This window comes from Cryobacterium sp. TMT1-2-1 (genome assembly GCF_004403955.1).
GTDB classification, from domain to species: Bacteria; Actinomycetota; Actinomycetes; order Actinomycetales; family Microbacteriaceae; genus Cryobacterium; species Cryobacterium psychrotolerans.
In genome coordinates this window covers 33,080-57,626 of the sequence record NZ_SOHC01000077.1, presented here as the reverse complement: position 1 = coordinate 57,626, position 24,547 = coordinate 33,080, and the positions used below count along the sequence as shown (strand labels likewise).

32 protein-coding genes are annotated in these 24,547 nt (G+C 68.4%); 15 read left to right on the top strand and 17 right to left on the bottom strand.

Features of this window, described 5'->3' with window-relative positions:
* Both E3T33_RS14020 and E3T33_RS14015 read right to left on the bottom strand, forming a co-directional pair.
* Window positions 1-631: thiamine pyrophosphate-binding protein (locus E3T33_RS14020; protein ID WP_347233212.1), on the bottom strand; the 631-nt coding region annotated here is incomplete at its 3' end.
* A gap of 23 nt (window positions 632-654) precedes the next feature.
* Window positions 655-1,083 (bottom strand): PLD nuclease N-terminal domain-containing protein, encoded by a 429-nt coding sequence (locus E3T33_RS14015; RefSeq protein ID WP_092323351.1) that lies wholly within the window; start codon window positions 1,081-1,083, stop codon window positions 655-657.
* A 71-nt stretch (window positions 1,084-1,154) separates the two neighbouring features.
* On the opposite strand from E3T33_RS14015, the gene E3T33_RS14010 reads away from it, so the two are divergent.
* Window positions 1,155-1,454, top strand: a complete 300-nt coding sequence (locus tag E3T33_RS14010; protein WP_092323350.1) for a DUF4229 domain-containing protein — start codon at window positions 1,155-1,157, stop codon at window positions 1,452-1,454.
* Here the strand turns inward: E3T33_RS14010 and E3T33_RS14005 are convergent.
* The 3 genes from E3T33_RS14005 to E3T33_RS13995 are packed head-to-tail and all read right to left on the bottom strand — an operon-like array spanning window position 1,451 to window position 4,582.
* Window positions 1,451-2,482 (bottom strand): 1,4-dihydroxy-2-naphthoate polyprenyltransferase, encoded by a 1,032-nt coding sequence (locus tag E3T33_RS14005; RefSeq protein WP_241982962.1) that lies wholly within the window; start codon window positions 2,480-2,482, stop codon window positions 1,451-1,453. The two genes, E3T33_RS14010 and E3T33_RS14005, sit on opposite strands and share 4 nt — an antisense overlap.
* A gap of 9 nt (window positions 2,483-2,491) precedes the next feature.
* Complete coding sequence (locus E3T33_RS14000; protein ID WP_166784504.1) at window positions 2,492-3,664, bottom strand: AMP-binding protein; 1,173 nt, start codon at window positions 3,662-3,664, stop codon at window positions 2,492-2,494.
* 6 nt (window positions 3,665-3,670) lie between these two features.
* Window positions 3,671-4,582: a 1,4-dihydroxy-2-naphthoyl-CoA synthase gene (locus E3T33_RS13995; RefSeq protein WP_092323347.1), complete on the bottom strand. Its 912-nt coding sequence runs from the start codon at window positions 4,580-4,582 to the stop codon at window positions 3,671-3,673.
* Between the two features lie 148 nt (window positions 4,583-4,730).
* On the opposite strand from E3T33_RS13995, the gene E3T33_RS13990 reads away from it, so the two are divergent.
* The 5 genes from E3T33_RS13990 to E3T33_RS13970 all read left to right on the top strand — a co-directional run bounded on the left by E3T33_RS13990 (window position 4,731) and on the right by E3T33_RS13970 (window position 7,624).
* Window positions 4,731-4,976 (top strand): hypothetical protein, encoded by a 246-nt coding sequence (locus tag E3T33_RS13990; protein ID WP_134575576.1) that lies wholly within the window; start codon window positions 4,731-4,733, stop codon window positions 4,974-4,976.
* The gene (locus E3T33_RS13985) at window positions 4,973-5,917 is read left to right on the top strand and encodes a sigma-70 family RNA polymerase sigma factor (RefSeq protein ID WP_092323344.1); all 945 of its coding nucleotides are present in this window, start codon (window positions 4,973-4,975) and stop codon (window positions 5,915-5,917) included. Before E3T33_RS13990 ends, E3T33_RS13985 begins: the two co-directional genes overlap by 4 nt.
* 78 nt (window positions 5,918-5,995) lie before the next feature.
* Entirely contained in the window at window positions 5,996-6,325 is a 330-nt protein-coding gene (locus tag E3T33_RS13980) for an ATP-dependent DNA ligase (protein ID WP_092323342.1), read from the top strand.
* Window positions 6,322-6,588 carry a hypothetical protein gene (locus tag E3T33_RS13975; RefSeq protein WP_092323340.1) on the top strand — a complete coding sequence of 89 codons (267 nt, stop codon included), beginning with the start codon at window positions 6,322-6,324 and terminating at the stop codon, window positions 6,586-6,588. Before E3T33_RS13980 ends, E3T33_RS13975 begins: the two co-directional genes overlap by 4 nt.
* A 55-nt stretch (window positions 6,589-6,643) precedes the next feature.
* Window positions 6,644-7,624, top strand: a complete 981-nt coding sequence (locus E3T33_RS13970; protein WP_092323338.1) for an o-succinylbenzoate synthase — start codon at window positions 6,644-6,646, stop codon at window positions 7,622-7,624.
* A 116-nt stretch (window positions 7,625-7,740) separates the two neighbouring features.
* On the opposite strand, the gene ccsB is transcribed toward E3T33_RS13970, so the two are convergent.
* Genes ccsB through E3T33_RS13945 form a run of 5 tightly spaced genes read right to left on the bottom strand, consistent with a single transcriptional unit; the run spans window position 7,741 to window position 12,410 of the window.
* On the bottom strand, window positions 7,741-8,694 hold the full coding sequence (gene ccsB / locus E3T33_RS13965) for a c-type cytochrome biogenesis protein CcsB (protein WP_134575581.1): 954 nt from the start codon (window positions 8,692-8,694) through the stop codon (window positions 7,741-7,743).
* 51 nt (window positions 8,695-8,745) lie between these two features.
* The gene (locus E3T33_RS13960) at window positions 8,746-10,425 is read right to left on the bottom strand and encodes a cytochrome c biogenesis protein ResB (RefSeq protein WP_134575574.1); all 1,680 of its coding nucleotides are present in this window, start codon (window positions 10,423-10,425) and stop codon (window positions 8,746-8,748) included.
* Window positions 10,409-11,167 (bottom strand): cytochrome c biogenesis protein CcdA, encoded by a 759-nt coding sequence (locus tag E3T33_RS13955; protein WP_092323335.1) that lies wholly within the window; start codon window positions 11,165-11,167, stop codon window positions 10,409-10,411. The genes E3T33_RS13960 and E3T33_RS13955 overlap by 17 nt, the downstream gene beginning before the upstream one ends.
* Before the next feature lie 2 nt (window positions 11,168-11,169).
* Window positions 11,170-11,769, bottom strand: coding sequence for a TlpA disulfide reductase family protein (locus E3T33_RS13950; protein WP_092323334.1), 600 nt, complete (start codon window positions 11,767-11,769; stop codon window positions 11,170-11,172).
* Entirely contained in the window at window positions 11,766-12,410 is a 645-nt protein-coding gene (locus tag E3T33_RS13945; RefSeq protein WP_092323332.1) for a histidine phosphatase family protein, read from the bottom strand. The genes E3T33_RS13950 and E3T33_RS13945 overlap by 4 nt, the downstream gene beginning before the upstream one ends.
* 64 nt (window positions 12,411-12,474) lie before the next feature.
* Between E3T33_RS13945 and aspS the strand changes: the two genes are divergently transcribed.
* A complete protein-coding gene (aspS, locus tag E3T33_RS13940; protein WP_166784503.1) occupies window positions 12,475-13,803 on the top strand; it encodes an aspartate--tRNA(Asn) ligase in 1,329 nt (442 codons plus the stop codon).
* Between the two features lie 159 nt (window positions 13,804-13,962).
* The gene (locus E3T33_RS13935; protein ID WP_134575572.1) at window positions 13,963-14,904 is read left to right on the top strand and encodes a hypothetical protein; all 942 of its coding nucleotides are present in this window, start codon (window positions 13,963-13,965) and stop codon (window positions 14,902-14,904) included.
* A 62-nt stretch (window positions 14,905-14,966) separates the two neighbouring features.
* Here E3T33_RS13935 and E3T33_RS13930 read toward each other — a convergent pair whose 3' ends face one another.
* Both E3T33_RS13930 and E3T33_RS13925 read right to left on the bottom strand, forming a co-directional pair.
* Window positions 14,967-15,266: a Dabb family protein gene (locus E3T33_RS13930; RefSeq protein ID WP_134575570.1), complete on the bottom strand. Its 300-nt coding sequence runs from the start codon at window positions 15,264-15,266 to the stop codon at window positions 14,967-14,969.
* The gene (locus E3T33_RS13925; RefSeq protein ID WP_134476227.1) at window positions 15,263-15,532 is read right to left on the bottom strand and encodes a glutaredoxin family protein; all 270 of its coding nucleotides are present in this window, start codon (window positions 15,530-15,532) and stop codon (window positions 15,263-15,265) included. The genes E3T33_RS13930 and E3T33_RS13925 overlap by 4 nt, the downstream gene beginning before the upstream one ends.
* A 77-nt stretch (window positions 15,533-15,609) precedes the next feature.
* Between E3T33_RS13925 and E3T33_RS13920 the strand changes: the two genes are divergently transcribed.
* Window positions 15,610-16,347 (top strand): HAD-IB family hydrolase, encoded by a 738-nt coding sequence (locus E3T33_RS13920; protein WP_134575568.1) that lies wholly within the window; start codon window positions 15,610-15,612, stop codon window positions 16,345-16,347.
* Window positions 16,348-16,376: 29 nt separating this feature from the next.
* On the opposite strand, the gene E3T33_RS13915 is transcribed toward E3T33_RS13920, so the two are convergent.
* The 3 genes from E3T33_RS13915 to E3T33_RS13905 form a co-directional block, all read right to left on the bottom strand.
* Window positions 16,377-16,475, bottom strand: coding sequence for an AURKAIP1/COX24 domain-containing protein (locus tag E3T33_RS13915; RefSeq protein WP_003792170.1), 99 nt, complete (start codon window positions 16,473-16,475; stop codon window positions 16,377-16,379).
* Between the two features lie 82 nt (window positions 16,476-16,557).
* Window positions 16,558-16,752 carry a helix-turn-helix domain-containing protein gene (locus E3T33_RS13910; RefSeq protein ID WP_092323323.1) on the bottom strand — a complete coding sequence of 65 codons (195 nt, stop codon included), beginning with the start codon at window positions 16,750-16,752 and terminating at the stop codon, window positions 16,558-16,560.
* A gap of 107 nt (window positions 16,753-16,859) precedes the next feature.
* Window positions 16,860-17,303: a metalloregulator ArsR/SmtB family transcription factor gene (locus E3T33_RS13905; RefSeq protein ID WP_134575566.1), complete on the bottom strand. Its 444-nt coding sequence runs from the start codon at window positions 17,301-17,303 to the stop codon at window positions 16,860-16,862.
* Window positions 17,304-17,459: 156 nt separating this feature from the next.
* Between E3T33_RS13905 and E3T33_RS13900 the strand changes: the two genes are divergently transcribed.
* Window positions 17,460-18,821, top strand: a complete 1,362-nt coding sequence (locus tag E3T33_RS13900; protein ID WP_241982963.1) for a potassium transporter TrkG — start codon at window positions 17,460-17,462, stop codon at window positions 18,819-18,821.
* Window positions 18,814-19,485: a TrkA family potassium uptake protein gene (locus E3T33_RS13895; protein WP_092323319.1), complete on the top strand. Its 672-nt coding sequence runs from the start codon at window positions 18,814-18,816 to the stop codon at window positions 19,483-19,485. The genes E3T33_RS13900 and E3T33_RS13895 overlap by 8 nt, the downstream gene beginning before the upstream one ends.
* 14 nt (window positions 19,486-19,499) lie before the next feature.
* On the opposite strand, the gene proC is transcribed toward E3T33_RS13895, so the two are convergent.
* Window positions 19,500-20,348, bottom strand: a complete 849-nt coding sequence (proC, locus tag E3T33_RS13890) for a pyrroline-5-carboxylate reductase (protein ID WP_134575562.1) — start codon at window positions 20,346-20,348, stop codon at window positions 19,500-19,502.
* Between the two features lie 70 nt (window positions 20,349-20,418).
* Between proC and E3T33_RS13885 the strand changes: the two genes are divergently transcribed.
* The gene (locus E3T33_RS13885; RefSeq protein ID WP_134575560.1) at window positions 20,419-21,381 is read left to right on the top strand and encodes a cation diffusion facilitator family transporter; all 963 of its coding nucleotides are present in this window, start codon (window positions 20,419-20,421) and stop codon (window positions 21,379-21,381) included.
* Window positions 21,378-22,091 (top strand): gamma-glutamyl-gamma-aminobutyrate hydrolase family protein, encoded by a 714-nt coding sequence (locus E3T33_RS13880; protein ID WP_134575558.1) that lies wholly within the window; start codon window positions 21,378-21,380, stop codon window positions 22,089-22,091. Before E3T33_RS13885 ends, E3T33_RS13880 begins: the two co-directional genes overlap by 4 nt.
* Here E3T33_RS13880 and tadA read toward each other — a convergent pair.
* Complete coding sequence (gene tadA, locus E3T33_RS13875) at window positions 22,048-22,527, bottom strand: tRNA adenosine(34) deaminase TadA (RefSeq protein ID WP_241982961.1); 480 nt, start codon at window positions 22,525-22,527, stop codon at window positions 22,048-22,050. The two genes, E3T33_RS13880 and tadA, sit on opposite strands and share 44 nt — an antisense overlap.
* Before the next feature lie 32 nt (window positions 22,528-22,559).
* Between tadA and upp the strand changes: the two genes are divergently transcribed.
* Both upp and E3T33_RS13865 read left to right on the top strand, forming a co-directional pair.
* A complete protein-coding gene (gene upp, locus E3T33_RS13870; protein WP_134575556.1) occupies window positions 22,560-23,192 on the top strand; it encodes a uracil phosphoribosyltransferase in 633 nt (210 codons plus the stop codon).
* Window positions 23,193-23,693: 501 nt separating this feature from the next.
* Complete coding sequence (locus E3T33_RS13865) at window positions 23,694-24,386, top strand: winged helix-turn-helix domain-containing protein (protein WP_092323310.1); 693 nt, start codon at window positions 23,694-23,696, stop codon at window positions 24,384-24,386.
* Window positions 24,387-24,547: the final 161 nt, after the last annotated feature.

Sequence of the window (24,547 nt, the reverse complement as noted above, 5' to 3'; positions counted from 1 at the left end):
CGGGCGGCTCGTCGCCGGTCAGGGTCACCGCGCTCGAGAGCGGTTCCCGGAAGGCCAGGTTCAGCTGCACCGGGCCAGGGCCGGCCGGCCGGATCCCGGTCGACGTGATGCCGGTCGATTTGATGCCGGCCGCCGCCGCCAGCGCCCGCCGGGCGAGGGCGAGGGCGCCGCGCTGCTCGCCGGAGCCGCCGACCGGGGCGGGCTCGTCGACGCTGAGCCGCACGGCCCCGCCGAACAGGCCCGGCTGCACCGTGGTCTGGTTCGACCCGATGCCGCGCAGTTCATCGGGCCGGTCGGCGGTGAGCAGGATCATCGGGACGCCGGAATGGTGGGCTTCGAGCACGGCGGGGTGCAGGTTCGCGACGGCCGTCCCGGAGGTGGTGATCACGAGCGCCGGGACGCCGGTTTCGACGGCCATGCCCAGCGCGAGGAATCCGGCTCCGCGTTCGTCCAGGCGCACATGCAGGCGGATCCGCCCGATCCGTTCGAGTTCGGCGCAGGCGAGGGCGAGGGCCTGCGAACGCGACCCCGGGCAGAGCACCACATCGCGCACGCCGAGGCGCACGAATTCGCCAAGCAGCGCGACGCTGAAGGCTGTCGCCGGGCTGTCGCCCGGGGCGGATTCAGCCACCGCGGATTCGGGCACCGACGGGCTCAGACGTCCCGGCGGTCGGGCTGTTCACCCTCACCCGGATCGGGCTGCTGAGGGTTGAAGCCGGGGGCTCCGCCCGGCCCGGGGGTCCCACCGGTGCGGGGGTCGGGCTTGTCGAGGTCGGCCAGTTCCTGCTCCATCTGCCGGATTCGCTCCTGCTGCTGGCTCTCTCGCTTGAGGCCCTGGAGGAACTCCGGGTCGTCGTCGGGGGCGAGCGAACGGGTCGTTCGACCACCGGCGCCGCCCGCGCGGCCTCGACCGACGAACAGCCAGAGCAGGGGGCCGATCACCGGCACGAGGACCAGCACGAAGATCCAGACCCAGCGGGGAAGCCCGCGGATGCGGTTGCGATCGGCGAGGGCACAGTCCACGAGCGTGTAGACGGTGAGTATGACAACAACCAGTCCGAGACCGATCAGCAGCTTGGGCATACCTGATTGTAGGCCGCGCGGCCGAGAGTACGGTGAGCGCCCGCACAGCCGCCCGGTTCTAAGCTGGAGGGATGAAGGCCGTTCCCGCTTGGTTGTCCTATTCGCTCCTGCGCGTGCTGATGTTCGCGGTCCCGCTCGGGGTTCTGCTTGCGCTGCGGATCGAGTGGTGGCTCGCCGCGCTCGTTGCCGCGGTGATCGGGCTGTGCCTCTCGTACATCTTCCTGCGCACGCCCCGGGAGAACGTCGCCCGCGACCTGTATGCGGCCAGGCACCCCGCGTCGGAGCCGGTTCACCCGGACGCCGAGTCGGAAGACGCGGTGCTCGACCGCCTCGACCGCGCCCGGGACGAGCAGGCCGGACGCGAAGGCTAGAGCGCGAAAGCGAGCCCGAGCAGCACCCCGTAGCCCAGCGCGGCCAGGCTGGTGAGCTGCAGGGCCAGGATCAACTCCCGTGACGTCTTCGCCGTCACGGTGATCAGACAGGCCGGCAGCGCCAGCAGGAGCACGAAGAACGTGAAGTACGCCAGCGGGTAGAAGATCGTGAAGAACAGCGCGATCCCGAACGGCGCGAGCAGGAAGACGCAGAAGACGACGCGGGAGGCCACGTTGCCGATCAGGACCGCGAGCGTGCGCTTGCCCGCCTTCTTGTCGGTCTCGCGGTCGCGCAGGTTGTTGACCATGAGCACCGCGCAGGCGACCAGACCGATGCCGACCGCGCCCAGCCAGCTTTCGGTGTTGACCGTCCCCGCCTGGACGTAGGTCGTTCCGAGCGTGGCCACCAGCCCGAAGAAGACGAAGACGAACAGTTCGCCCAGGCCGAAGTACCCGTACGGCTTCTTGCCCCCGGTATAGAGCCAGGCCGCCCCGATGGCCGCGGCGCCGACGAGGAGCAGCCACCACTGCTGGGTCATCACCACGAGGGCGAGCCCGGCCAGGGCCGCGAGGGCGAAGAACGCCAGCGCCACGCTCAAGACCGCGGCGGGTCTCGCCGCCCCGGACCCGGTCAGCCGGGCCGGACCGACCCGGTGGGCATCCGTGCCGCGCACGCCATCCGAGTAGTCGTTGGCGTAGTTCACACCGATCTGCAGGCACAGGGCAACCACGAGGGCGAGCAGCGCCCGCTCCGGGTGGAAGACCCCGGGGCCGGTGGCGACGATCGCCGCGCCGGTGCCGAGGGCGACCGGGGCGATCGCGAGCGGGAGGGTGCGCAGCCTGGCCCCGGAAACCCAGTCGGCCGCCGTGGCCGGTTTGACCTTCGCCGGGCCCTTGCGCGGCGGGCCGCTCTTCGGCGCGCCGCTCCTGGCCGCACCATTCCCGGCCGCACCGCTCGCCTGGGCGAGTCGTTCGGCGGGATTCAACCGCTGCATTTTGGGCCTGACCGGCCGCGCTCCGTGTGCCACGCACTCATGCTACTGGGCCGGGCTACCGGGGGCCGAGGCGAGCAGCCGGCGCAACGCCTGCCGGTCCGGCTTGCCCGAGGCCAGCACCGGGATCGCCGGCACCGCCACGACCCGTGCCGGCCTCGCCGCCTTGCCGAGCAACGATGCCGCAGCCTCACGGATCTGCGCCAGCTCGGCCGGCCGGACATGCCCGTCCGACGCCGCGGCGAGCACGACGACGGGGACCTGGCCCCACTCCGCGTCGTCGGCGTCGAGGACGACAGCCTCGGCGAGGCCGGGGAGCGTGCGCACGACCCGTTCGACCGCGTCGAGCGACACCTTTTCGCCGCCGGAGATGATGACGTTGTCCGCGCGGCCGAAGACGCGCACGAGGCCGGTCCGGGCATCCACGGAACCGAGGTCGCCGGTGCGGTACCAGCGCACCCCGTGCTCGCTGACGAAGCGCTCCGCGGTCAGCGCCGCGTCACCGAGGTACCCCTCGGCCAGCACGGCGCCGGTGATCTCGAGTTGCCCGTCGACGACCCGGACCATCGTGTCGCCGATGGGGACCCCGTCGTACACGCAGCCTCCGGCGGTCTCCGACGAGCCGTAGCTGCGCACGACCCGCAGGTCCAGTTCGGCCGCGCGGCGGAGCAGCTCCGGCGGGACCGCCTGGCCGCCGACGAGGATGGCGGTGAAGCGCCGGAGCACGGCCAGGCTGGGGCGGTCCAGGGCCGCGGCATCCATCAGCCGGGCCAGTTGCACGGGCACGAGGGAGGTGAACCGGAGGGGCTCGCCGAGCCGCCCCGCGAGCCGGATGAAGGCGGCCGGGTCGAAACCGCCCGGCGGCAGGACGAGCGGTGTGGTCTGGGCCGCGATCGAGCGCACCAGCACCTGCACCCCCGCGATGTAGTGGCCGGGCAGGGCGAGCAGCCATTGGCCCGGGCCGCCGAGGGCCACGTTCGACGCCGCGGCTCCGGCCAGCAGAGCGTCCGTGCTGAGCATCACCCGTTTCGGGGCGCCGGTCGAGCCGGACGTTTCGATCACCACGGCGACCCGGCGCGGCACGGTTCCGCTCGGCCGGGCGCCCGCGCTCCCGGGGACCGGCATCACGGCGTCGCCCTCCCCGGTGAGCGCCGACCGCAGCAGGGCCAGCAGCCTGGTGGTGTTGTCCGCCGGAACAACGATCAGCGCCCTGGTCATGCGCGCCTAGAACTGCCAGGGGTAGGGACCCCAGTCCGGCTCGCGCTTCTCGAGGAAGGCGTCGCGGCCCTCGACCGCTTCGTCCGTCCCGTAGGCCAGGCGGGTGGCCTCACCGGCGAACACCTGCTGGCCGACCAGGCCGTCGTCGACGGCATTGAACGCGAACTTGAGCATCCGGATGGCGGTGGGTGACTTGGTCAGGATTTCGCGGGCCCAGTCGAGGGCTTCCGCCTCCAGGTCCGAGTGCGGCACGACGGCGTTCACGGCGCCCATCTCGAGCGCGCGCTGCGCGGAGTATTCGCGGGCGAGGAAGAAGACCTCCCTGGCCGCCTTCTGGCCGACCTGGCGGGCGAAGTAGGCGCTGCCGTAGCCGGCGTCGAAGGAGCCCACGTCGGCATCCGTCTGCTTGAACTTGCCGTGCTCCGCGCTGGCGATGCTGAGGTCGCAGACGACGTGCAGGGAATGCCCGCCGCCGGCGGCCCAGCCGGGAATGACCGCGATGACGACCTTGGGCATGAAACGGATGAGGCGCTGCACCTCGAGGATGTGCAGCCGCCCGCCGCGCGCGGCATCGATCCCCGACGCCGTCTCGCCGTCGGCGTACTTGTAGCCGTCGCGGCCGCGGATGCGCTGGTCTCCCCCCGAGCAGAATGCCCAGCCGCCGTCTTTCGGGCTGGGTCCGTTCCCGGTCAGCAGCACGACCCCGATGCGCGGGTTCGTGCGTGCGTCCTCGAGCGCCGCGTGGAGTTCGTCGACGGTGCGCGGGCGGAAGGCGTTGCGCACCTCGGGCCGATTGAACGCCACGCGGGCGATCCGGCCGGTCACGTCGTGGTGGTAGGTCACGTCCGTGAGGGTGTCGAAGCCGGCGACATCCCGCCACTGGCCTGGGTCAAAGATTTCGGACACCTGTTCGGTCATGCAGCAAGACTACGCGGGGCTCCGGTCCTCGTCGGCGGTCCCCCATTCGGAGGACAAAGATTGGCCGCTCGGCGCGGGAATGTCAACCCCCTTGAGCGCCATTCCCGCGCGTTATCTACTTGTGTCCTTGGTACGACCCGGAGGTGTCATGAATAACGTCGCAGATGACGGTATGAACCGTCTCGAAGTCCGAATTACCGAACTCTCACCCACAGAATGGCGCATCTGCGACCGGTCGATTGCCGGCGGGGAGGCGTCGGCGGTGCTGGGATTCATCCAGCAGGTCGAGGGCGCCTTCGAAGTCACTCACCTGGGGCTTCTCCGTGAGAGAACCTATTACGCGTCATTCGAACGAGCGGCCGCGAGCTTCGCCGGACGGGTGGTGATGTCATGACGATCACCGCGCATTCCGCCCCGTCGAGCGCTCGTTACGGCCGGGCCTCCACCGACGCCTTCGGCGACTACCTCCGCCGGATCGGCAAGGGCGCCCTGCTCACCGCAGAAGACGAGGTGAACCTCGCCCGACGGATCGAAGTGGGCCTGTTCGCCGAGGAGAAACTCCTCAAGGGAAACATCGATGACCCGGACCTCGAACGCGAACTAGCGTGGCTCGTGCACGACGGATGCCGTTCGAAGAACCACTTCATCGAAGCGAACCTGCGCCTGGTCGTGAGCATCGCGAAGCACTACTCCGGCCGCGGAGTGCCGATCATGGACCTGGTCCAGGACGGGAACATCGGGCTCGTTCGGGCGGTCGAGAAGTTCGACTTCATGACCGGGTACAAGTTCTCGACCTACGCCACCTGGTGGATCCGCCAGGCCATCCACCGCGGCATGGCGGACAAGTCCCGGATGATCCGGATCCCGGTGCACACCGCGGAGAAGCTGAACAAGATCAAGCGGATTCGCCGCGACCTGACGAGCACGCTCGACCGCGACCCCACCGTGCGCGAACTCGCCGAGGCCACCCAGATTCCGGCCCGCGATGTGGCTCGACTGCTGCAATACGACAACGAACCCATTTCCCTGCACGCTCCCGTCGGGGACGGCATCGGGGACATCTCCGAGTTGATCATCGACGACGACCTGCCCCAGCCGGATGAATACGCCACCATCGCCCTGCGGGCGGCGGACATCACGTTCTACCTGGACGCACTGCCACCCCGGGAACGCGCCATCCTCCAGGCCCGGTTCGGTCTCGACGGCGACGCCCCCAGAACCCTCGACCAGATCGCGCTGATCCAGGGCGTGACCCGGGAACGGGTCCGGCAGATCGAAAAGCGCGCACTGGCCCTCCTGCATGTGCCGCGCCTGGAGCGCTACCTGAGGGATTGAGTACCCCCCGAACTGAGCATGGTGGGCGCGCCTCGAACCGAGGTACTCTCACAAGACCGGGGAACGGGGAGCGGTGCAATGGGCAAGCTGACATACGATTCGACGCTCACGGCTGACTTTGACGATCGAATACTCGCGCACATCCAGGTCGTGATCGGCGCCAAGCTGCGCCGCGGAGAGTCCTTCTACTTCACGTGGCGGGACGACCCGCAGGGCGGCGGCGGCCGGAGCACCATCTGGCTGAATCCGGGCATCCCGATCGCCTACAAGTACTTCGGCGCCCGAACCCCGAGCCTCAACCGGGAATGGATCGAAGCGCTCATGTTCACCGCCAATTCCTCCGGTGGGCTGCAGATCGTTCCCGAGCCGCATCCGACGCCGACCACGCTGACGAAGGGGACGCCGTGAACCGGATCGACATCGTCTACGGGGGCCGGCCGTACTCCCTCGGCGGGCGCACCGTCGCGTCGGTCCAGGAAGAACTGGCCACGGCGCTGGCGGCGGGCCGGCCGTACTGGCTGCGCGTGAACAGCGGCGAAGGCCGCATCGAGGATGCCTACCTGCTGATTGCGCCCGGGATTTCCGTCGTCCTGGTCAACACGAAGCCGAACGGCAACGGCGCGGACGTCGGGCCCGAGCCGGACAACGCGTTCATGCGGGATGTTCTCTGACCTGACCGGGCCGAGGCTGACGGTCTCCGTCGCGCTCGAGTGCCAGACTGGGGGGATGCTGCCCTCACTGGACGAGTTGCTCGGTACCGCGCGCGTTGTCGCCCTGCCCCTGGTCACGCGGTTCCGGGGGCTGGAGAGCCGCGAGGCCCTGCTCCTGAAGGGCCCGCACGGCTGGACGGAGTTCTCGCCGTTCGCCGAATACGACGATGCCGAATCCGCGGCCTGGCTGCGGGCAGCCATCGATTTCGGCTGGCACGAAACGCCCGCGCTGCTGCGCACGAGCGTCCCGGTGAACGCCACGGTGCCCGCGGTCGAACCCGAGGCCGTGGCCGGGGTCCTGGCCCGCTTTCCCGGCTGCCGCACCGCGAAGGTCAAGGTCGCCGATCCGGGCCGCACCCTGGCCGAGGACGTGGCGCGGGTGCGCGCCGTGCGCGCGGCACTCGGGCCGGAGGGGCGCATCCGCGTCGACGCGAACGGGCTCTGGAATGTGGACGAGGCCGAGCACGCCATGCACGCCCTGGCCGGGTTCGACCTCGAGTATGTGGAGCAGCCCTGCGCGACCGTCGAGGAGCTGGCCGAGATCCGGGTCCGCACGCGGTACATGGGGGTGCCGATCGCCGCCGACGAGAGCGTGCGCCGCGCCGATGACCCGCTCGCGGTGGCCCGGGCCAATGCGGCGGACATCCTGGTGGTGAAGGCCCAGCCGCTCGGCGGCATCCGTGCGGCGCTGTCGATCACCCGCGAAGCCGGGCTGCCCGTCGTCGTCTCGAGCGCGCTGGACACCTCGATCGGGATCTCGATGGGCGCGCACCTCGCCGCTGCCATCCCCGACCTGTCGTTCGACTGCGGCCTCGGAACGGCCGCGCTGCTGGCCGCGGATGTCACGAACGAGCCGCTCATCCCGGTCCAGGGTCGCGTTGCCGTGCGCCGGGTCACTCCCGATCCGGCGCTGCTCGAGCGCCACGCGGCGGCCGCGGACCGTCGCGACTGGTGGCTGGACCGCCTGGCCCGCACCCACGCGCTCCTCGCTGGTTAGGCGATCTCGCAGCCCCCACCCGGCTCAACTGAGTTGCGGAGAAAGTACCTTCCCGAGCGAAATGAAGGTACTTTCTCCGCAACTCAGCGGCATCCTGATTGGGCTTGTGAGATCGTCTACAGGCCGGAGTAGGCGTGCAGGCCCTTGAAGAAGACGTTCACGATGCCGAAGTTGAACAAGACGGCGCTGAAACCGATGATCGCCAGCCACGCCGACCGGGAACCGCGCCATCCGCGGGTCGCCCTGGCGTGGATATACCCGGCGTAGATGGTCCAGATGATGAAGGTCCAGACCTCCTTGGTGTCCCAGCCCCAGTACCGGCCCCAGGCCTTCTCGGCCCAGATCGAGCCGGCCATCAGGGTGAAGGTCCAGAGGATGAACCCGATGATGTTGACCCGGTAGGCGAGGTTCTCCAGGGTCACCGAGGAGGGCAGCGTTGCGACGAAGCGCAGCCGGGCCGCCCGGGCGTCGGCCGCAAGGCTCTCCCGCTTGAACTGCAGCAGCTGGACGACGCTCAGGGCGAAGCCGAGAGCGAAGAAACCGGTGGCCAGCGAGGCGACGAACACGTGGATGACCAGCCACGCGGACTGGAGCGCCGGCGGCAGCGGCGCGACCTCGACGTAGAACGTGAGGGCCGCGACTCCGAGCAGGATGAGCACGAGGCCGGTGACGAAGGTGCCGAGGAAGCGCAGGTCGGCCCGGGTCAGCACGATCAGGAAGACCGTGACGATGAGGAGGGTTCCGGTCATCGCGAATTCGTACATGTTCGCCCACGGGACCCGGCCGGCGGCCAGGCCGCGCAGCACGTCGGCGGCCAGGTGCAGCGCCCAGGCGAGCACGGTCAGCGAGACGCCGACCCGGAGGCTGGACGAGCGGCCGTACGGCGTGGCCGCGTCGTTGGCGATGCGCGTGCTGATCCGGGTCAGGGTGGTTGTGCCCCCGGATGCCGCCCCGGCGGCGCCTCGGGCTTCGGGCGACGAAAGCTCGTCAGCCTGGACCGCGCCGACGGCGGAGGAGCGCCGGGCCAGGTCGATCGAGAAAGCGATGAATGCGAGCGCGTAGACGCCCATGGCGGAGTACAGGCTCAGGATCGAGAGCTCATTGAGATTCACTAGGCCAGCCTAAGTCTGTTCAGGGGCGGGGGCGAGCGGCGCGGACGCGGGCGAGGTCAGCCGGGCGCTGTGGCGGTCGGCCAGTGCGGCCACCGCGGCTTCGAGGGCCGGATCGTCGCCGCGGGCGAGTCCGGCGTACTCGAGGCGCACCGAGCCGTCGTCCTGCCGGACCGCCTTCACCCAGACGCGGCGGCGCGGCACGAACAGGGAGGTGAGCAGGCCGAGCAGCACGAGCACCGCGAACAGGAGCACCCAGCCCTGGGTGGGGTCGTGGTGGATGTCGAAGGAGGCGAACCGCAGGACGGAGCCGGAGAAGTCGCCCTTCTTCGCGCCCGGGTTGGCGTCCTCGAAGGTGACCGAGCCGAGTCCGCCCGGAAGCTGCTGGGTCTCGCCTGGCTTGAGCTCGAGCGGCTTGACCGTGGTCGTGCGCGTGGCCAGGGCATCCATCTTGTCGGTGTCGAGCGAATAGACGGATGTCGGGACGCCTTCGTCGAGGCCGAGGTCGCCGGCGTAGACGTTCAGGGTCAGCAGCGGGTATTCGAGATCCGGGAAGGAGGAAAAGTAGGCGCCGGACTGCGCCTCCGCCTGGGTCGGGTAGAAGAACCCGATCATGCCGACCTGCTTCTTCAGCCCGTCCGGAACCTTCACCACCCCGAGGGAGGTTAGGTTCGCGTCCTGGGGCAGGAACGGGATCGAGTCGGTGAACACGACCTTGCCAGCGGGGTCCTTCACGGTGATGGTCGGGGCGTAGCCGTTGCCCAGCAGGTAGACATCCGTGCCGCCGGTCCGGAGCGGAGCGTTGACCTTGACCGCGGCGGGCTCGGGGTCCTCGCCCCGCGGGGTGACCGTGACATCGGCGGTGAAGTCGAGCGGCTGACCGAAGGCCTTGAGGTTCTCGGTCTCGTAGTCGACGGTGAAGTCGTCGAGCTTCAACTTGTAGGGGTCGAGGCCGGCGTCGTCGAAGAAACGTCCGGGGTTGAAGGAGTCATAGGCCAGCAGCGAGTTCACGAAGGTCTGGCCTTCGACGAGCACGCGCTGACCACTGAAACCGAATCCGCTGCCGAATCCGACGGTGATCAGGATGCCGACCAGGGCCGAGTGGAAGACGAGGTTGCCGGTCTCGCGGAGGTAGCCGCGCTCGGCCGAGACGGAGGCCTCCCGCTCGGTGTCGAACCGGGCAACGCGGTAGCCGCTCTCCTTGAGGAGCCCGCGCGCGGAATCGATCGCGGCCGCGGGATCCGTGCCGGCGGGGGCGTCGCGGGTGGTGAACCCGGCCAGCCGGGCGAGACGGGCCGGGGTCTTCGGGGGTGTGGCTCGGAGCGCCTGCAGGTGGTGCTTCGTGCGCGGGATCACGCAGCCGATCAGGGAGACGAAGAGCAGAAGGTAGATCGCGGAGAACCAGGCCGAGGAGTACACATCGAAGGCCTGGATGGTGTCGAGGGCGGGCGCGAGGTCCGGGTTGTTCGCGAAGTACTGGGTGACGCCGTTCGGGTCGGAGCTGCGTTGCGGCACGAGCGAGCCGGGAACGGCCGCGATCGCGAGCAGCAGGAGCAGGAACAGCGCCGTGCGCATGCTCGTGAGCTGGCGCCAGAACCAGCGCAGCCAGCCCGAAGTGCCGAGCCGCGGCTGGGTGACGTCGGGGCCGGAGCGGGCCGGGCGGGAGTCGTAATGGTCAGATGGCCGGGACAAAGTTGCCAATCACCCCCTGGAGGTCGAGGAGCCAGGCGTTCCAGACGCCGCTGACCATGAGCAGGCCGATGAGAATGAGCAGGGCGCCGCCCATCAGGTTGATCACGCGAATATGCCGCTTCAGGAATGCGACCGCTCCGGTCGCCCAGTTGAGGCCGAGGGCGATCAGCAGGAACGGGATGCCGAGGCCGAGGGCGTAGAAGAGGGCCAGCAGGCCGCCCTGCCAGGGTGACCCCGAGCTCAGGCTGAGCGAGTTGATCGCGGTCAGCGTCGGCCCCGTGCACGGTGTCCAGCCGATCGCGAACACGGCGCCGAGCACCGGCGCACCGGCGAGCCCCATCCGCGGACGCCACGAGGACTTGACCGTGCGCTGCATGACGCCGAACTGGCCGATGAAAACGAGCCCGAGCAGCACGACGATGCCGCCGGCGACGCGGGTGATCAGGTCGCGGTACTGGTTGAGCCAGAATCCCGCCGCGCCGAACATGACGCCGGTGAGCACGAAAACGAGCGTGAATCCGAGGATGAAGAGGCCGACGCCGGCGAGGAGCCGGTTCCGGCCGCTGCGATCACCCCGGGCCGGCGTGCGCCCGTCGGTGAAGCCGCCGATGTAGGCGAGGTAGCCGGGCACGAGCGGGAGGATGCACGGAGACGCGAAGGAGACGAGTCCGGCCAGCACGGCAATCGGGATCGCGATGAGAAGCTGGCCGCTGAAGACGAGTTCCCCGAACGGATCACCCACGCCTACGAGTCCTCGGCGATCGTGTCGCGAATGAAGGTCTTCAGGATTGACGGCGACGACACCCGGCCGAGAATCCGCGCGGCCACGCGGCCGGAGCCGTCCAGGACCAGGGTCGTGGGCACGGCGTTGGGCGGGATGCTCCCGCTGAACGCCAGCTGCATGCTGCCGTCCTCGACGTCCATCACCGAGGGAAAGGTGATGCCGTAGGTGTCGTTGAACGCGATCGCGTTGGCGGCCCGGTCGCGCACGTTGACGCCGAGGAACGAGGCGCCCTTCCCCTCGAACTCCTGGTTCAGTTTTTGCAGGTCGGGGGCTTCGGCACGGCACGGAGCGCAGCTGGCGTACCAGAAGTTGAGGACGACGACCTGGCCGGCGTAATCGGCCGAGGACACGGCCTTGCCGTTTTCGGTGGTCCCGCTCCAGGCCACGGCGTCGCCGCGCTTGGCCGCGGGGATCTCGGTCCAGCTGCCGTCCCCGGCGATGAAGCCCTTGCTGCTGCCCTCGCGGTATTGCTCGGCGAGCGGGTCGGCGGCGCATCCGGCGAGCAGGATGGACAGTGTCGCAGCCGCAGCGAGGACGGTCAGGAAACGGGGGCGCCTCATACCGCCCCGACATCCGTGGCCAGCACCTGGAGGTGCCCGGCCGGGTTCGCGTAGCCGACCTCGACGAAGGCCTCGCCTCGCCGGGAGAGGGTCGTGATGCTCGAGAGCTCGCAGCGGCGCTTGCGCGGGTCGTGGGGCAGGCGGTCGCCGGTGAGCGCGCGATGCACCATCCAGATCGGCAGCTGGTGGCTGACGAGCACGACGTCTCCGTCTTCGACCGAGCGCCAGGCCTCGTCGACGGCGGCGAGCATCCGCCCTGCGATCGACCGGAAGGGCTCACCCCAGCTCGGGCGGAGCGGATTCGTCAGCGAGGGCCAGTTTCGCGGGTCGCGGAGCGCGCCGCCCGGGCCGGTCAGCCTGGTTCCCTCGAAGCGGTTCTTCGGCTCGATCAGGCGGTCGTCGGTGGAGACCGGCAGGTTGAACAGGGCGGCAATCGGCTCTGCCGATTCCCGCGTGCGCTGCAGCGGTGAGGAGACGACGCGTGCGACCGGGCGACCCCGGTCGACCAGGTCTGCCGCGGCTGCCTCGGCCATCTTCTGCCCCAGGGGGGAGAGGCCGAATCCCGGCAGCCTTCCATAAAGGACGCGCTCGGGGTTCAAAACCTCACCGTGCCGCACGAGATGTATCTGGCTAGCTACCACGTGTTCCAGTCTACGGAGGGCCCGGCCGCGAATTCGCCGAGAGCCGTTCGGCTAAACTTGCCACGTGAATGCGCGCGTATTGATCAAGAACCTGTCCGCCCTCGACGACGGCCCCGTTTCGGTGTCCGGGTGGGTCGAGACGGTGCGAGACCAGAAGAAGGTGCAGTTCGTCGTGCTCCGCGACGAGTCCGGCGCCGTGCAGCTGGTCAATCCGCGCAACTCGGATGCCGACGGCGTGGTCATCGCCGACGAGCCGGCCACGAGCATCTCGTCGCTCTCGCAGGGCAGCTTCGTCACCGTGACCGGCCAGCTCAAGCACGACGAGCGGGTCAAGCTCGGCGGCATCGAGATCAAGCTGGCCACGCTGGAGATCGTCACCCTCGCGATCCCGGAAACGCCGATCGCGGCCGATTCCAGCCTGGACAAGCGCATGGACTGGCGCTTCCTCGACCTGCGCAACCCGAAGCAGAACCTCATCTTCCGCATCCAGACCACCTTCGAGCACGCGCTCCGCACCTACTGGGTCGACAACGACTTCATCGAACTGCACACCCCGAAGCTGATGGCCAGCGCCAGCGAGTCCAGTGCGGAGCTGTTCGAGGTTGAGTACTTCGACACCAAGGCCTACCTCGCGCAGAGCCCGCAGTTCTTCAAGCAGATGGCGCAGTCCGCCGGCTTCGGCAAGATGTTCGAGGTGGGGCCCGCGTTCCGCGCCGACCCGTCGTTCACCAGCCGCCACGCCACCGAGTTCACCAGCATCGACTCGGAGATCAGCTGGATCGACAGCCACGAAGACGTCATGGCGCTGCACGAGGACCTGCTCGTCGCCGCATTCACGGCCGTCAAGGCGAAGCACGGCGACGAGGTCAAGACCCTCTTCGACGTCGAGGTGACCGTTCCAAGCAAGCCGTTCCCGCGCATCCCCCTCGCCGAGGCGAAGGAGATCGTCAAGCAGCACGGCTACGAGGTTCCGCGCGACGACGCCGACATGGACCCGGAGGGCGAGCGCCGGATCGCCGCGTACGTCAAGGAGACCTACGGCCACGAGTTCGTCTTCCTCACCGACTACGCGTCGAGCATCCGCCCGTTCTACCACATGCGCCACGAGGGCGACGCGGGCCTCACCAACAGCTACGACCTGATCTTCAACGGCACCGAAATCTCCACCGGAGCCCAGCGCGAGCACCGCATCGACGTGCTCGTCGAGCAGGCGAAGGAGAAGGGCCTCGACCCGGAGGAGCTCGAGACCTACCTCGACTTCTTCCGTTACGGCGTGCCGGCCCACGGCGGTTTCGGCATGGGCCTCGCCCGGGTGCTGATGCTCATGCTGCACCAGACCAGCATCCGCGAGGTCACCTACCTGTTCCGCGGCCCCACCCGCCTCGAGCCCTAACCCCCGTTCCCTCCCCCTCCCCCTTCTCCTCCCCCTTCTCCTCCCCGCGAAACCGCAGTTGTGCGCGTTATTCGGGCGTTTTAGCGCGCACAACTGCAGTCTCGCGGTGGGCTGTGGACAGGTTCGGCGCGCACGGGCGGAAGAAGGCATCATGACCGGGTGCGAAACCGAACGATCCTCCCAGAGCCGCTCCGCGGACGTGCGTTCCTCACCACGGATGTTCCCCCGGAAACCCTGGGACGAGGCCGGCTGCTCGCCCCCGACGTGCAGCGACCGTCCCGTGGCGTGCGCGCGATCGACCTCGACTTCACGGCCGTGCACGGCCGGTGCGAGGGCTACCTGCCGCGGATGCCCGCCGGCCAGGCCTTCAGCCACATCACGGCGGCGCAGCTCTACCTGATCCCGCTGCCCCCGTCCCTCGCCTACGATCAGACCCTCCACGTTGCCGTGAACGAGCGCGGCCAACCGCCTCGCGTCGTCGGCGTGGTCGGACACGCGCTCGGCGGCATCGAGTCCCGGTTCCGGGAACTCGACGGCTTCGTGGTGACCGACCCGGTATCGACGTGGTGCCAGCTGGCTACGCACCTCACGCTCTACGACCTCATTGCCGCCGGCGACTACCTCGTCTCCGGCCGGGTCACCGACGCGGGCCGCGAGCCCCCGCTGGCCACCATCGCCGAGCTGAGAGCCGGCGTGCTGCGCTGCGCCCGCCGCCGGGGCGCGAAGAACCTCAGGGAGGCAATCGCCCGGGTGCGCACCGGCGTGGATTCGCGCCCGGAGACGTGGTTGCGGCTGATCCTCGTCGATGACGGCCTGCCCGCACCTGTCGTCAACGAGGTGATTTTCGACGTCAACGGGCGGCGCCTCGGGAAACCCGACCTCGCCTACCCGTGGGCCCGCCTCCTGTTCGAGTACGAAGGCGACGGGCACCGGATAGACAAAGAGCGTTTTCGCAGGGACATCACTCGGCGCGAGATCTTCGAAACCGACCAGTGGCGCGTCATCCGGGTGGTACCCGACGATGTGTTCACGCGCCAACGGGCGTTCCTCAACCGCGTGCGGCGAGTCATCGCCCAGCAAACCTCCGCGAAACCGCAGTAGTGCGCGCTAAACGACGCGAATAACGCGCACAAGTGCGGTTTCGCGGGGGGGATGGGGCGGGGCTAGAAGGCCAGGTCGACGGCCATGCGGGCGGCGACGACGGACCGGATGTACGCGCCCACCTTCTGGTGTTCGGGGTGCGCCTGGTAGCGGGCGACCGCCTCCATGTCGTCGAAGTCGGCGATCAGAACGACGTCCCAGTTGTCGCCACCGGCGACATCAGCGCCGACGGTAAGCGAACGGATCTCGTCGACCACGCCGACCAGGGACTCCAGCCCGGCGATGATCCGGGCCGCGTGCTCGGCCTTCTCGGCCGGGTCCGTCGCTGCGAGCCGCCAAGAGACGACGTGCCGGATTCTCATCGCACCTCCAGCAGGGCCGTGCGCAGGCGCAGGGGGTCAATCCGCCAGTAGTTGTGCATCTTGCCGTTGATGAGGAGCACGGGAATCTCCTCGACGTACTGCTCGTGCAACGCGGCGTCGTCGAGGATCGAACGCTCCTCGAGCACGATTTCGGGAGCGGACGGGTGGCCGGCGATCTTCTCCACGACGCTGTCGATGAGGTCCCGAGCGTCATCGCAGAGGTGACAGCCGGGCTTGCCGATCAGGGTGAGGAGTGCGGTAGCCATGCCTCCAGCCTAGGCGGGCGAAGCTGGGAGAGTGCAGACCCGGCCGCCCCCCGCGGACGAACTAGACTCATCCGCACATGGTGACCGGACCTCCTCCCCGCGCGATCGCGTTCTTCGACGTGGACAACACGCTGCTGCGCGGCGCAAGCCTCTACTACCTCGGCGTCGGCGCCTGGCGGCGGGGCTTGATCTCCCTGCGGGACATCCTGTCATTCGGCTGGAAGCAGGCCCGGTTCCTGGCCGTGGGCGAAAACCCCGCCCACGTCAGCCGGGTCAGCGAGCGCGGACTCGAGCTCGTCATCGGTCACAATCAGGCCGCGCTCATCCGGTTCAGCAACGAAATCTTCGACACGCGGCTCGTGCAGCGCCTCTGGCCCGAGACGGTTGACGTCGCCCGGCGGCACCTGGCGGCCGGCCGAGAGGTGTGGCTGATCAGTGCGACGGCGCAGGAGCTGGCCGACGTGATCGCGACACGGCTGGGTTTCACCGGCGCGTTCGGCACCGTGCTGGAAACCGTTGACGGCGCGTTCACCGGGCGCCTGGTCGACGGCATTTGCCACGGGCAGGGCAAAGCGCGCGCGGCCGAGGCCCGCGCCGCGGCGAGCGGCGTCGACCTCGCCGACTGCTGGGCCTACTCCGACTCCCACAACGACATTCCGCTGCTTGAGCTGGTCGGTCACCCGGTGGTGGTGAATCCGGATGCCGTCCTGCACCGGTATGCCGTGGCGCGCCGCTGGCCGATGATTCGGATGAAGCCGGCGAGCATCAGGGCCGCGATCCGAGCAAGCAAAAAGCGCCAGACCCGAAGGGTCTGACGCTCACGCCAGTACGGTCAGAGACCGTCCTACTTCTTGTTGCGACGCTGGTGGCGAGTCTTACGAAGCAGCTTGCGGTGCTTCTTCTTCGCCATGCGCTTGCGTCGCTTCTTGATTACAGAACCCACACGGACCTCACAAAGTTTTGGTTGAGCCGCGGATCTGCGACCGACACGAAAACACCATTCTAACCGAAAAAAACAGGGCCTCCTACGCAGAGTCCGCGACCGGCCGTTCGATGGCCGCCCGGGCGGCGGACTCGGGCACGCGAAAGGAGCGCCCGAAGCGGATAGCGGGCAGTTCCCCGGAGTGAACGAGGCGGTAAACCGTCATCTTCGACACGCGCATCATCTCGGCGACCTCGGCCACCGTGAGGAAGCGCACCTCGGACAAGTCCTGTGCCATTCGCGTGAACCCCTCGTGATCCCGGCGAGTCGACCCTGCCAGCACCGGGTGTTACGGGTGTTACCCGAGTGCTATTTGGACACTCTAGGGGCAAGCCGAGCGGTCGTCTAGTCGCTCTTGCGCCACTTCTTCGAGGTGGCCTCCTTCACGGCGTGGCTCATCTGGAACGACGTGTCGGCGAAGGCCTTGCCGATGGCCGCGGCAAAGGCGCGCTGCTCGGACTTCAGACCGGCCTCGGCGTCGATTTCCATGGCGGTCGCATCGAAGTCGACGCTGAGGAACGGGATCAGCCAGTCCTCAATCTCTTCCAGCGGCGCGTAGTCGAGGTGGTAGTAGCGGTGCTGGCCTTCTTCGCGCACGCCCACGAGGCCGGCTTCGCGCAGGACCTTAAGGTGCTTCGAGATCGTCGGCTGGCTCAGACCAAGCTGGCTCACGATGTCCGAGACGCTCAGCTCCCCGACGCTGTCGGCCGCCTGGTTGTAGCGCTCCAGGAGAATGTGCAGGATGTCGCGCCGAGTTGAGTCCGCCACCACGTCGAAGATGTTTGCCATGAGCCAAGATTAGTCACTCGCCCTACGGGTACGATGACATATCGTCGACGGCCACAACGGAAGCGGGAGCCACAGGTGCCATTCGTCTCGTCTGAGACTCGTTTCCCAGCACCGAACTCGTCGTGGTACGGACGTGCTCGGGACCTCGTCGACGACCTGGTGCGCAAATCACCGTCGCGATTCGCGCTGCTCGTCTTCACCGCCCTGGTGCTGCTCTTCACCCTGCTGTTCTCCCTTCCGATCGCCTCGGCGAACGGGGCGATAACGCCGCTGCACGATGCTCTCTTCACCGCCGTCTCGGTGATTTGCGTCACCGGCCTCTCGACGGTTGACATGGCGACGCATTGGTCGCCGTTCGGAAACATCCTTGTCGTCGTCGGCGTCAACATCGGCGGCATCGGCGTGCTCACCCTGGCCTCGATCATGGGGATGGTCATCTCCCGTCGGCTCGGGCTCCGCGCCAAGCTCATGGCGGCGAGCGACTCGAACCCCTCCCGCATCCACGCCGGGCCGATCAACGAGAGCCAGGCTGTGCGCCTGGGCGAGGTCGGAAGCCTGCTGGCGACGGTGGCCATCAGCACCCTGGTGATCGAGGCCGTGGTCACCGCGATCCTCTTCCCGCGGATGCTGCTCGACGGAGTCCCCCTGGGCGAGGCCGCCTGGCACAGCATCTACTACTCCGCGATGGCCTTCACGAACACCGGCTTCAGCCCGAACGTCGGGGGCCTCGACCAGTTCGCGAACGACTACTGGTTTCTCGGCGGACTCATGCTCGGCGTGTTCCTCGGAAGTCTGGGCTTCCCCGTGATCTACGCCTTCGCAAACGGATGGCTCAGCCCCCGCCGCTGGTCCCTGCACGTGAAGCTGACGCTGGTGACCACATTCGCCCTCATGTTCGCCGGCATGCTCATCTACATCCTGCTCGAATTCGACAACCCGAAGACGTTCGGATCGTTGAATGCCGGAGACACGATCTTCCAGTCGCTGTTCATGTCCGTGATGACGAGGTCGGGAGGGTTCGCCACCATCACCGTGAGCGACCTGCACGGATCGAGCCTGCTGGTCAGCGACATGCTCATGTTCATCGGCGGCGGCTCGGCCTCGACCGCGGGCGGCATCAAGGTCACCACCCTGGCCATCCTCTTCCTCGCCGCTTTCGCCGAGGCACGCGGGCGTGCGCAGATGGAGGCCTTCGGCCGCCGGATCCCCGCTGACATCCTGCGCCTGGCCGTGAGCGTCGTGCTCTGGGGGGCGACCACCGTGGCGGTGTCCAGCATCCTCATCCTGCAGATCTCGAAGCAGCCCTTCGACCTGGTGCTCTTCGACGTCATCTCGGCGTTCGCGACCTGCGGCCTCTCGACCGGCCTCACCCAGGATCTGCCGCCCGCGGGCGTCTACGTGCAGGCGGCGACCATGTTCATGGGCCGGGTTGGTACAGTGACACTCGCGGCGGCGCTGGCCGCCAGCCACAGCAGGCAGCTTTTCAGGCGCCCCGAGGAGAGGCCCATCGTTGGTTGATCGCATTAAGCACGACGCCCCTGTGCTCGTCATCGGCCTCGGCCGGTTCGGGGCGGCCACGGCCGGCCAGCTCGACCGCCTCGGGCGGGAAGTGCTCGCCGTCGACGACAACGAGGCCCTCGTGCAGAAGTGGTCGGAGAGAGTCACCCACGCGGTTCAGGCGGATGCCAAGTCCATCGACGCCCTCCGGCAGATCGGCGCCCAGGACTTCTCGGTCGCGGTCTGCGCGGTCGGGTCATCCGTCGAGGCCAGCGTGCTCATTGTGGCCAACCTGGTCGACCTGAAGATCCCGCAGATCTGGGCCAAGGCGATTTCGAAGTCGCACGGCAAGATCCTCGAGCGCATCGGCGCCAACCACGTGATCTATCCGGAAGCGGAGGCCGGCGAGCGGGTCGCCCACCTCGTCTCGGGCCGGATGCTCGACTTCATCGAGTTCGACGACAACTTCGCGCTGGTCAAGATGTATCCGCCCAAGGCCATCCGCGGGCGCAACCTCACCGACTCCGGTGTGCGCAGCAAGCACAAGGTGACCGTCGTCGGGGTGAAGAGCCCCGGCCGTCCGTTCACGTACGCGACGGCGGAGACCGTTGTGACCGACGAGGACCTCATCATCGTGGCCGGCACCGAGCCGGACATCGAACGGTTCGCCGCCCTCGGCTCGTAGCGGCCGGCCGGCCGCTACGAGGCCGCCAGCTCGCGGGCCCGGGCGAGCGCGGCATCCGTTGCCGTGTCGAACAGTGACTTGAGGCCGCCCTTTTCGAGCTCCCAGACCGCCCGCTCGGTGGTGCCGTTGGGGCTGGTCACCTGGCGGCGCAGCTCTCCGGGGGTCTTGTCCGAGACCGCCAGCAGGGAGCTGGCGCCGAGGAACGTTCCGTTGACCATCGTCGCCGCTTCCTCCGGCGTGAATCCCTTGTCGATCGCCGTGGCGGTGAGCTGCTCGATCAGGTAGAACACGTAGGCGGGTCCGGATCCGGAGATGGTGCTGAGTGCGTCGAGCTTGCCTTCCGGCACCACGAGCACGTCGCCGACGGTGTCGAACAGCGCCGTGGCGAGCGCGAGGTCTTCGGCGGTCGAACGCGTGCCGGCGCTCAGCCCGGTCACCGCCTGGCCGACGATGGCCGGAGTATTGGGCATCGACCGGATGACGTGCACCGATTCGGGCAGCAGCGACTCGAAGGTGGCGATCGTCACGCCGGCCGCGACGCTGATGACGAGGGTTCCCGGCTCGAGGCTGCCGGCGATCTCGGTGAGCAGGCCCGGCACCATGGCGGGTTTGACCGCGACGACGACGATGCGGGCCCCGGCGACCGCCTTGAGGTTGGCTTCCGGGTCGACCTCGGTGGCCCAGGCCGTGACGCCCTCGGTGCCGGCCAGTTCGTCGGCCTTCGCGGTGCTGCGGTTGGTGGCACGGATGCCGCCCTGCACCGTCACGCTCGGCTTGAGGAGCCCCGCCAGGACTGCCCTGGCCATCGAACCGGCGCCGAGGAAGGCGATTGCGGGGAGCGTGGTCGAGTCTGGTGAAGTCATCCTCCGAGTCTACTTTCCGGGCCCCGTCACGTGTCGGCCGCTGGAACGGCTGGCGACCTAGGATGTTTACATGAGCGCATCCGGCGGAAACAAGGCAATCGTGGCCGCACTTCTGGCCAATCTGGGAATCGCGGTCACCAAGTTCGTGGCCTGGGCGTTCTCCGGCTCATCCTCGATGCTCGCCGAGGGCGTGCACTCCCTCGCCGACTCCGGGAACCAGGGCCTGCTGCTGCTCGGCGGACGCAAGGCGAAGAAGGATGCCACGGAGGAGCATCCGTTCGGCTACGGCCGGGAACGGTACGTGTACGCCTTCGTGGTGTCGATCGTGCTCTTCTCCATCGGCGGCGTCTTCTCCCTGTACGAGGGCGTCAACAAGCTGCAGGACCCGCATCCGCTCGAGGTGCCGTGGCTGCCGATCGTCGTTCTCATCGTCGCCATGATCCTCGAATCGTTCTCCCTGCGCACCGCGATCATCGAATCGAACCACGTGCGAGGGACCCAGACCTGGGTGCAGTTCGTGCGTCGCGCGAAGGCCCCTGAGCTCCCGGTGGTGCTGCTCGAGGACATCGCCGCCCTCCTCGGCCTCGTCCTGGCCTTCCTCGGGGTGAGCCTCACGATCCTCACCGGCAACCCCATCTGGGATGCCGTCGGCACCCTTGCCATCGGCGTGCTGCTCGTGCTGGTGGCCATCATCCTGGGCGTCGAAACCAAGAGCCTGCTGGTCGGCGAGGGCGCCGGCGCGAAGGATGCCGCCGCCATCAAGAGTGCGATCCTGGCTGGCCCGGAGACCAGGCGCATCATCCACATGAAGACGCTCTACCTCGGCCCGGACGAGCTCCTGGTCGCCGCCAAGCTGTCCTTCGACGCCGGCGGCCGATTCTCCGAGGTCGCCGGCGCCATCAATACGGTCGAAGCCCGGATCCGCCAAGCCGTCCCGGTCGCGCGGGCGATCTACCTGGAGCCGGATGTCTACGTCGACCCGAACCTCGCCAACCCTCCCACCGACGCGATCGTGATCAAAGGACTCGAGTGAGCCCCACCGCCCTGGTGCTCAGGCACGACGAGGCGATCCATCTCGGCAACCTGGAGCCGGTGCTGCGCGAGCATGGCTATGAGGTGCTCCACATCGACACGCTCCGGGACGATGTGCGCGGGATCGACGCGCTGGCCGCGGACCTCGTCGTCGTCCTGGGCGGGGACATGGGCCTCGGCGACGCCGATCGGTTCCCGGCTCTCCGCGCCGAGGTCAGGCTGCTCGCCGACAGGCTCGAGGTCGGGCGGCCCGTCTTCGGAGTGTGCCTCGGCGCCCAGCTCATGGCCAGCGCCCTCGGCTCGGCCGTCTATTCCGGCCCGACGAACGAGATCGGCTACCGCACGGTGGAGCCGACGGAGGCCGGCGCTCTCTCGCCGCTCCGGCACATTGCCGGCGTGCCCGTGATGCAATGGCACAGCGACACCTTCGACCTGCCCGACGGCGTGACCCGGCTGGCCGGGTCGCCCCAGTACGGCAATGAGGCGTTCGGGATCGGCAACTGGGCCCTGGCCGTGCAGTTCCACCCGGAGGTCACCGACGAGATGCACGAGCAATGGCTCGCGGCATCCGCTGCCGAACTGCTCGCCGAGGGCGTCGACGCCGACGACCTCCGCCGCGAGCGCGCCCGCTACTCGGCGGCCATGCAGGACGCGTCCCGCGCCATGTTCAGCGAGTGGCTCGACGGGCTGGGTCCTCGAAGAACTCCCTGAGCAGGTCCCCGCACTCCTCCGCGTCCACGTCGGGATACACCTCGACCCGGTGATTGAGTCGCCGGTCCCGCAGCACGTCGTACACCGATCCGGATGCGCCCGCCTTCTCGTCCCAGGCGCCGAAGACCACCACGGGAACCCGTGCCGCGACGATCGCACCCGCACACATCACACAGGGCTCCAGCGTCACCACGAGGGTGCATCCGGTGAGGCGCCAGTCCCCTGTCGCGGCCGCCGCCTGACGGATGGCCACGATCTCGGCGTGCGCCGTCGGGTCCTGGAGCAGTTCGCGCTCGTTGCGGCCGGTCCCGATGACCCGTCCGCCGGCATCCACGACGATCGCCCCGACCGGAACATCGCCCGTCGCCAGTGCCGTCCGGGCCTCGGCGAGGGCCAGCCGCATCCATTCAACGTACCGGCCGCTCTGCTGACCCATGCGGGACTCCTCTCAACTAGTAGATTGAGCCTATGCGAGTCCACGTTGCCGACCACCCTCTCATCACCCACAAGCTCACGGTACTCCGCGACAAGACCACCCCATCGCCCCTGTTCCGGGCTCTCGTCGAGGAACTCATGACCCTGCTCGCCTACGAGGGGACCCGAGGCGTGCGCGTCGAAGGCGTGACCGTGCAGACTCCGGTCGCCGAGGCGCGTGGAGTGCGGATCAGCGATCCCAAGCCGCTCGTCGTGCCGATCCTCCGCGCCGGGCTCGGCATGCTCGAAGGAATGGTGAAGCTGCTTCCGACCGCCGAGGTCGGCTTCCTCGGGATGGCCCGCAACGAGGAGACCCTCCAGCCGACGACCTACGCCGAGCGCCTGCCGGACGACCTCTCCGACCGCCAGTGCTTCGTTCTCGATCCGATGCTCGCCACCGGCGGATCATTGATCGCCGCGATCGACTTTCTCTTCGACCGCGGAGCCGTGGATGTCACGGCCATCTGCATCCTGGCCGCACCCGAAGGCCTGGCGGCGGTGGAGAAGGCCCTCGCCGGCCGCGAGGTGACCATCGTGCTCGGCGCCGTCGATGACCACCTCAACGAGCTCGGCTACATCGTGCCGGGCCTCGGCGACGCCGGAGATCGCCTGTACGGCCTGGTCTAACCGCGCGGCATCCTGCAGAACCTGCGACGGTCGACACGCCCTGCGGGACGAACTTCGAGAATCTTTGATCAGATTCGTTTTCGTCGAGGATTCTTTGACGAATCAGCAATTCGTGCTGGATCCTCCGAACGTCCGCGGAGCCCAATGGACGTGATGCGCGTCACATCGGGTCATCCCGCGTCACCGAGTTGACACACGGCGTCACAGTCGGCTTGACTCACCTTCATGACAACCAACGCGTTCCCCCTGACCTCCTCCGAGGCCCCTGGGACTGCCGGCATGATGATGCCCGGCAGCGACGTCGTTCTCTGTTGCCGAATGTCCCGCTGACACGCGACCCCCTCGCCGAGTTCCTGCCGAGCTGAATCCCACCGGCCGAGCGAACTCCCCCGGAGCCCTTAAGGCTTCCGCATCCCGGCCATCGGCCGCACATTTTACGAACCCATTTCACGCAACGGACGCGTCGGGTTCCCCGCATCATCATCACAAAGGACCTGTTCCATGTCACTTGCACACATCGACACCGCCCGTTCGGCCCACGTCGCCCGCCAGGACGTCGCCCCCGCTGCACCCCGCATCCGAGCAGTTCCCGACGGCACCCAGGCTCGCGGGTTCGTGCTCTACGTCGGCATCGACGAAGCAAAGGCCGCGGCCGCCGGCACCAGCCTCCACCGCATCGTCGAGGCGCTCAAGGCTCTGACGGCCGGCCTGGCCCCCACCGCCGAAACCTACGCAGCCGTCGCCATCGCCCCCGAGGGCGCCGGGGGCCGGGACGTCGACGTCGTGCGCCTCGCCCTGCAGGATCCGGCGGCGCTGGCACAGCACCGAGCCCCCGCGGATGACCCGGACCGCGCGCCGGGCGGGGTCGTCGTGGACATCTCCCGCAAGCGTGTGATCCTCGACAACGAGACCGCGTCACTCACCTACAAGGAATTCGAGCTGCTCCAGTACCTGGTGCTGCGCGAGGGCCGCACGATCGAGCGTGCGGAGTTGATCTCCTCGCTCTGGTCGGCCGCGGACGAAGAGGACGCCCCGAACGAGCGCACGATCGACGTGCACGTGCGACGTCTCCGCGCAAAGCTCGGGCGCTACGAGGACATCGTGCGCACCGTCCGCGGCGCCGGCTACCGCTTCGACCGCCACGCGGATGTATCCATCCGCCAGGCCAGCACGCCCAGCCCTGACATCTTCTGACGCTGACACCTGCTGACGCTGGGCCCGCGGCCTGCTTAACGTGATTGAGGGCCGGTCGCAGAGGTAAGCGACCGACCCTCTTCCCTTGCACCAAGAGTGTCCTGCAATCACATTTCACGCCATCCGCCACAGCAAACGTTTGACGCACTCCGAATATATAA

What these genes read in the sequence shown, in the direction of transcription:
- E3T33_RS13920 (WP_134575568.1), top strand. Translation starts at nt 15,610, where the DNA reads ATGGTGACCGGACCTCCTCCCCGCGCGATCGCGTTCTTCGACGTGGAC.
- tadA (WP_241982961.1), bottom strand. Translation starts at nt 22,527, where the DNA reads ATGGGTCAGCAGAGCGGCCGGTACGTTGAATGGATGCGGCTGGCCCTC.
- E3T33_RS13930 (WP_134575570.1), bottom strand. Translation starts at nt 15,266, where the DNA reads ATGAGAATCCGGCACGTCGTCTCTTGGCGGCTCGCAGCGACGGACCCG.
- E3T33_RS14015 (WP_092323351.1), bottom strand. Translation starts at nt 1,083, where the DNA reads ATGCCCAAGCTGCTGATCGGTCTCGGACTGGTTGTTGTCATACTCACC.
- E3T33_RS13865 (WP_092323310.1), top strand. Translation starts at nt 23,694, where the DNA reads ATGTCACTTGCACACATCGACACCGCCCGTTCGGCCCACGTCGCCCGC.
- E3T33_RS13990 (WP_134575576.1), top strand. Translation starts at nt 4,731, where the DNA reads ATGAATAACGTCGCAGATGACGGTATGAACCGTCTCGAAGTCCGAATT.
- E3T33_RS13980 (WP_092323342.1), top strand. Translation starts at nt 5,996, where the DNA reads ATGGGCAAGCTGACATACGATTCGACGCTCACGGCTGACTTTGACGAT.
- E3T33_RS13925 (WP_134476227.1), bottom strand. Translation starts at nt 15,532, where the DNA reads ATGGCTACCGCACTCCTCACCCTGATCGGCAAGCCCGGCTGTCACCTC.
- upp (WP_134575556.1), top strand. Translation starts at nt 22,560, where the DNA reads ATGCGAGTCCACGTTGCCGACCACCCTCTCATCACCCACAAGCTCACG.
- E3T33_RS13970 (WP_092323338.1), top strand. Translation starts at nt 6,644, where the DNA reads ATGCTGCCCTCACTGGACGAGTTGCTCGGTACCGCGCGCGTTGTCGCC.
- E3T33_RS13910 (WP_092323323.1), bottom strand. Translation starts at nt 16,752, where the DNA reads ATGGCACAGGACTTGTCCGAGGTGCGCTTCCTCACGGTGGCCGAGGTC.
- E3T33_RS13950 (WP_092323334.1), bottom strand. Translation starts at nt 11,769, where the DNA reads ATGAGGCGCCCCCGTTTCCTGACCGTCCTCGCTGCGGCTGCGACACTG.
- E3T33_RS14000 (WP_166784504.1), bottom strand. Translation starts at nt 3,664, where the DNA reads ATGACCAGGGCGCTGATCGTTGTTCCGGCGGACAACACCACCAGGCTG.
- ccsB (WP_134575581.1), bottom strand. Translation starts at nt 8,694, where the DNA reads ATGGGCGTCTACGCGCTCGCATTCATCGCTTTCTCGATCGACCTGGCC.
- E3T33_RS13905 (WP_134575566.1), bottom strand. Translation starts at nt 17,303, where the DNA reads ATGGCAAACATCTTCGACGTGGTGGCGGACTCAACTCGGCGCGACATC.
- E3T33_RS13885 (WP_134575560.1), top strand. Translation starts at nt 20,419, where the DNA reads ATGAGCGCATCCGGCGGAAACAAGGCAATCGTGGCCGCACTTCTGGCC.
- proC (WP_134575562.1), bottom strand. Translation starts at nt 20,348, where the DNA reads ATGACTTCACCAGACTCGACCACGCTCCCCGCAATCGCCTTCCTCGGC.
- E3T33_RS14010 (WP_092323350.1), top strand. Translation starts at nt 1,155, where the DNA reads ATGAAGGCCGTTCCCGCTTGGTTGTCCTATTCGCTCCTGCGCGTGCTG.
- E3T33_RS13985 (WP_092323344.1), top strand. Translation starts at nt 4,973, where the DNA reads ATGACGATCACCGCGCATTCCGCCCCGTCGAGCGCTCGTTACGGCCGG.
- E3T33_RS13995 (WP_092323347.1), bottom strand. Translation starts at nt 4,582, where the DNA reads ATGACCGAACAGGTGTCCGAAATCTTTGACCCAGGCCAGTGGCGGGAT.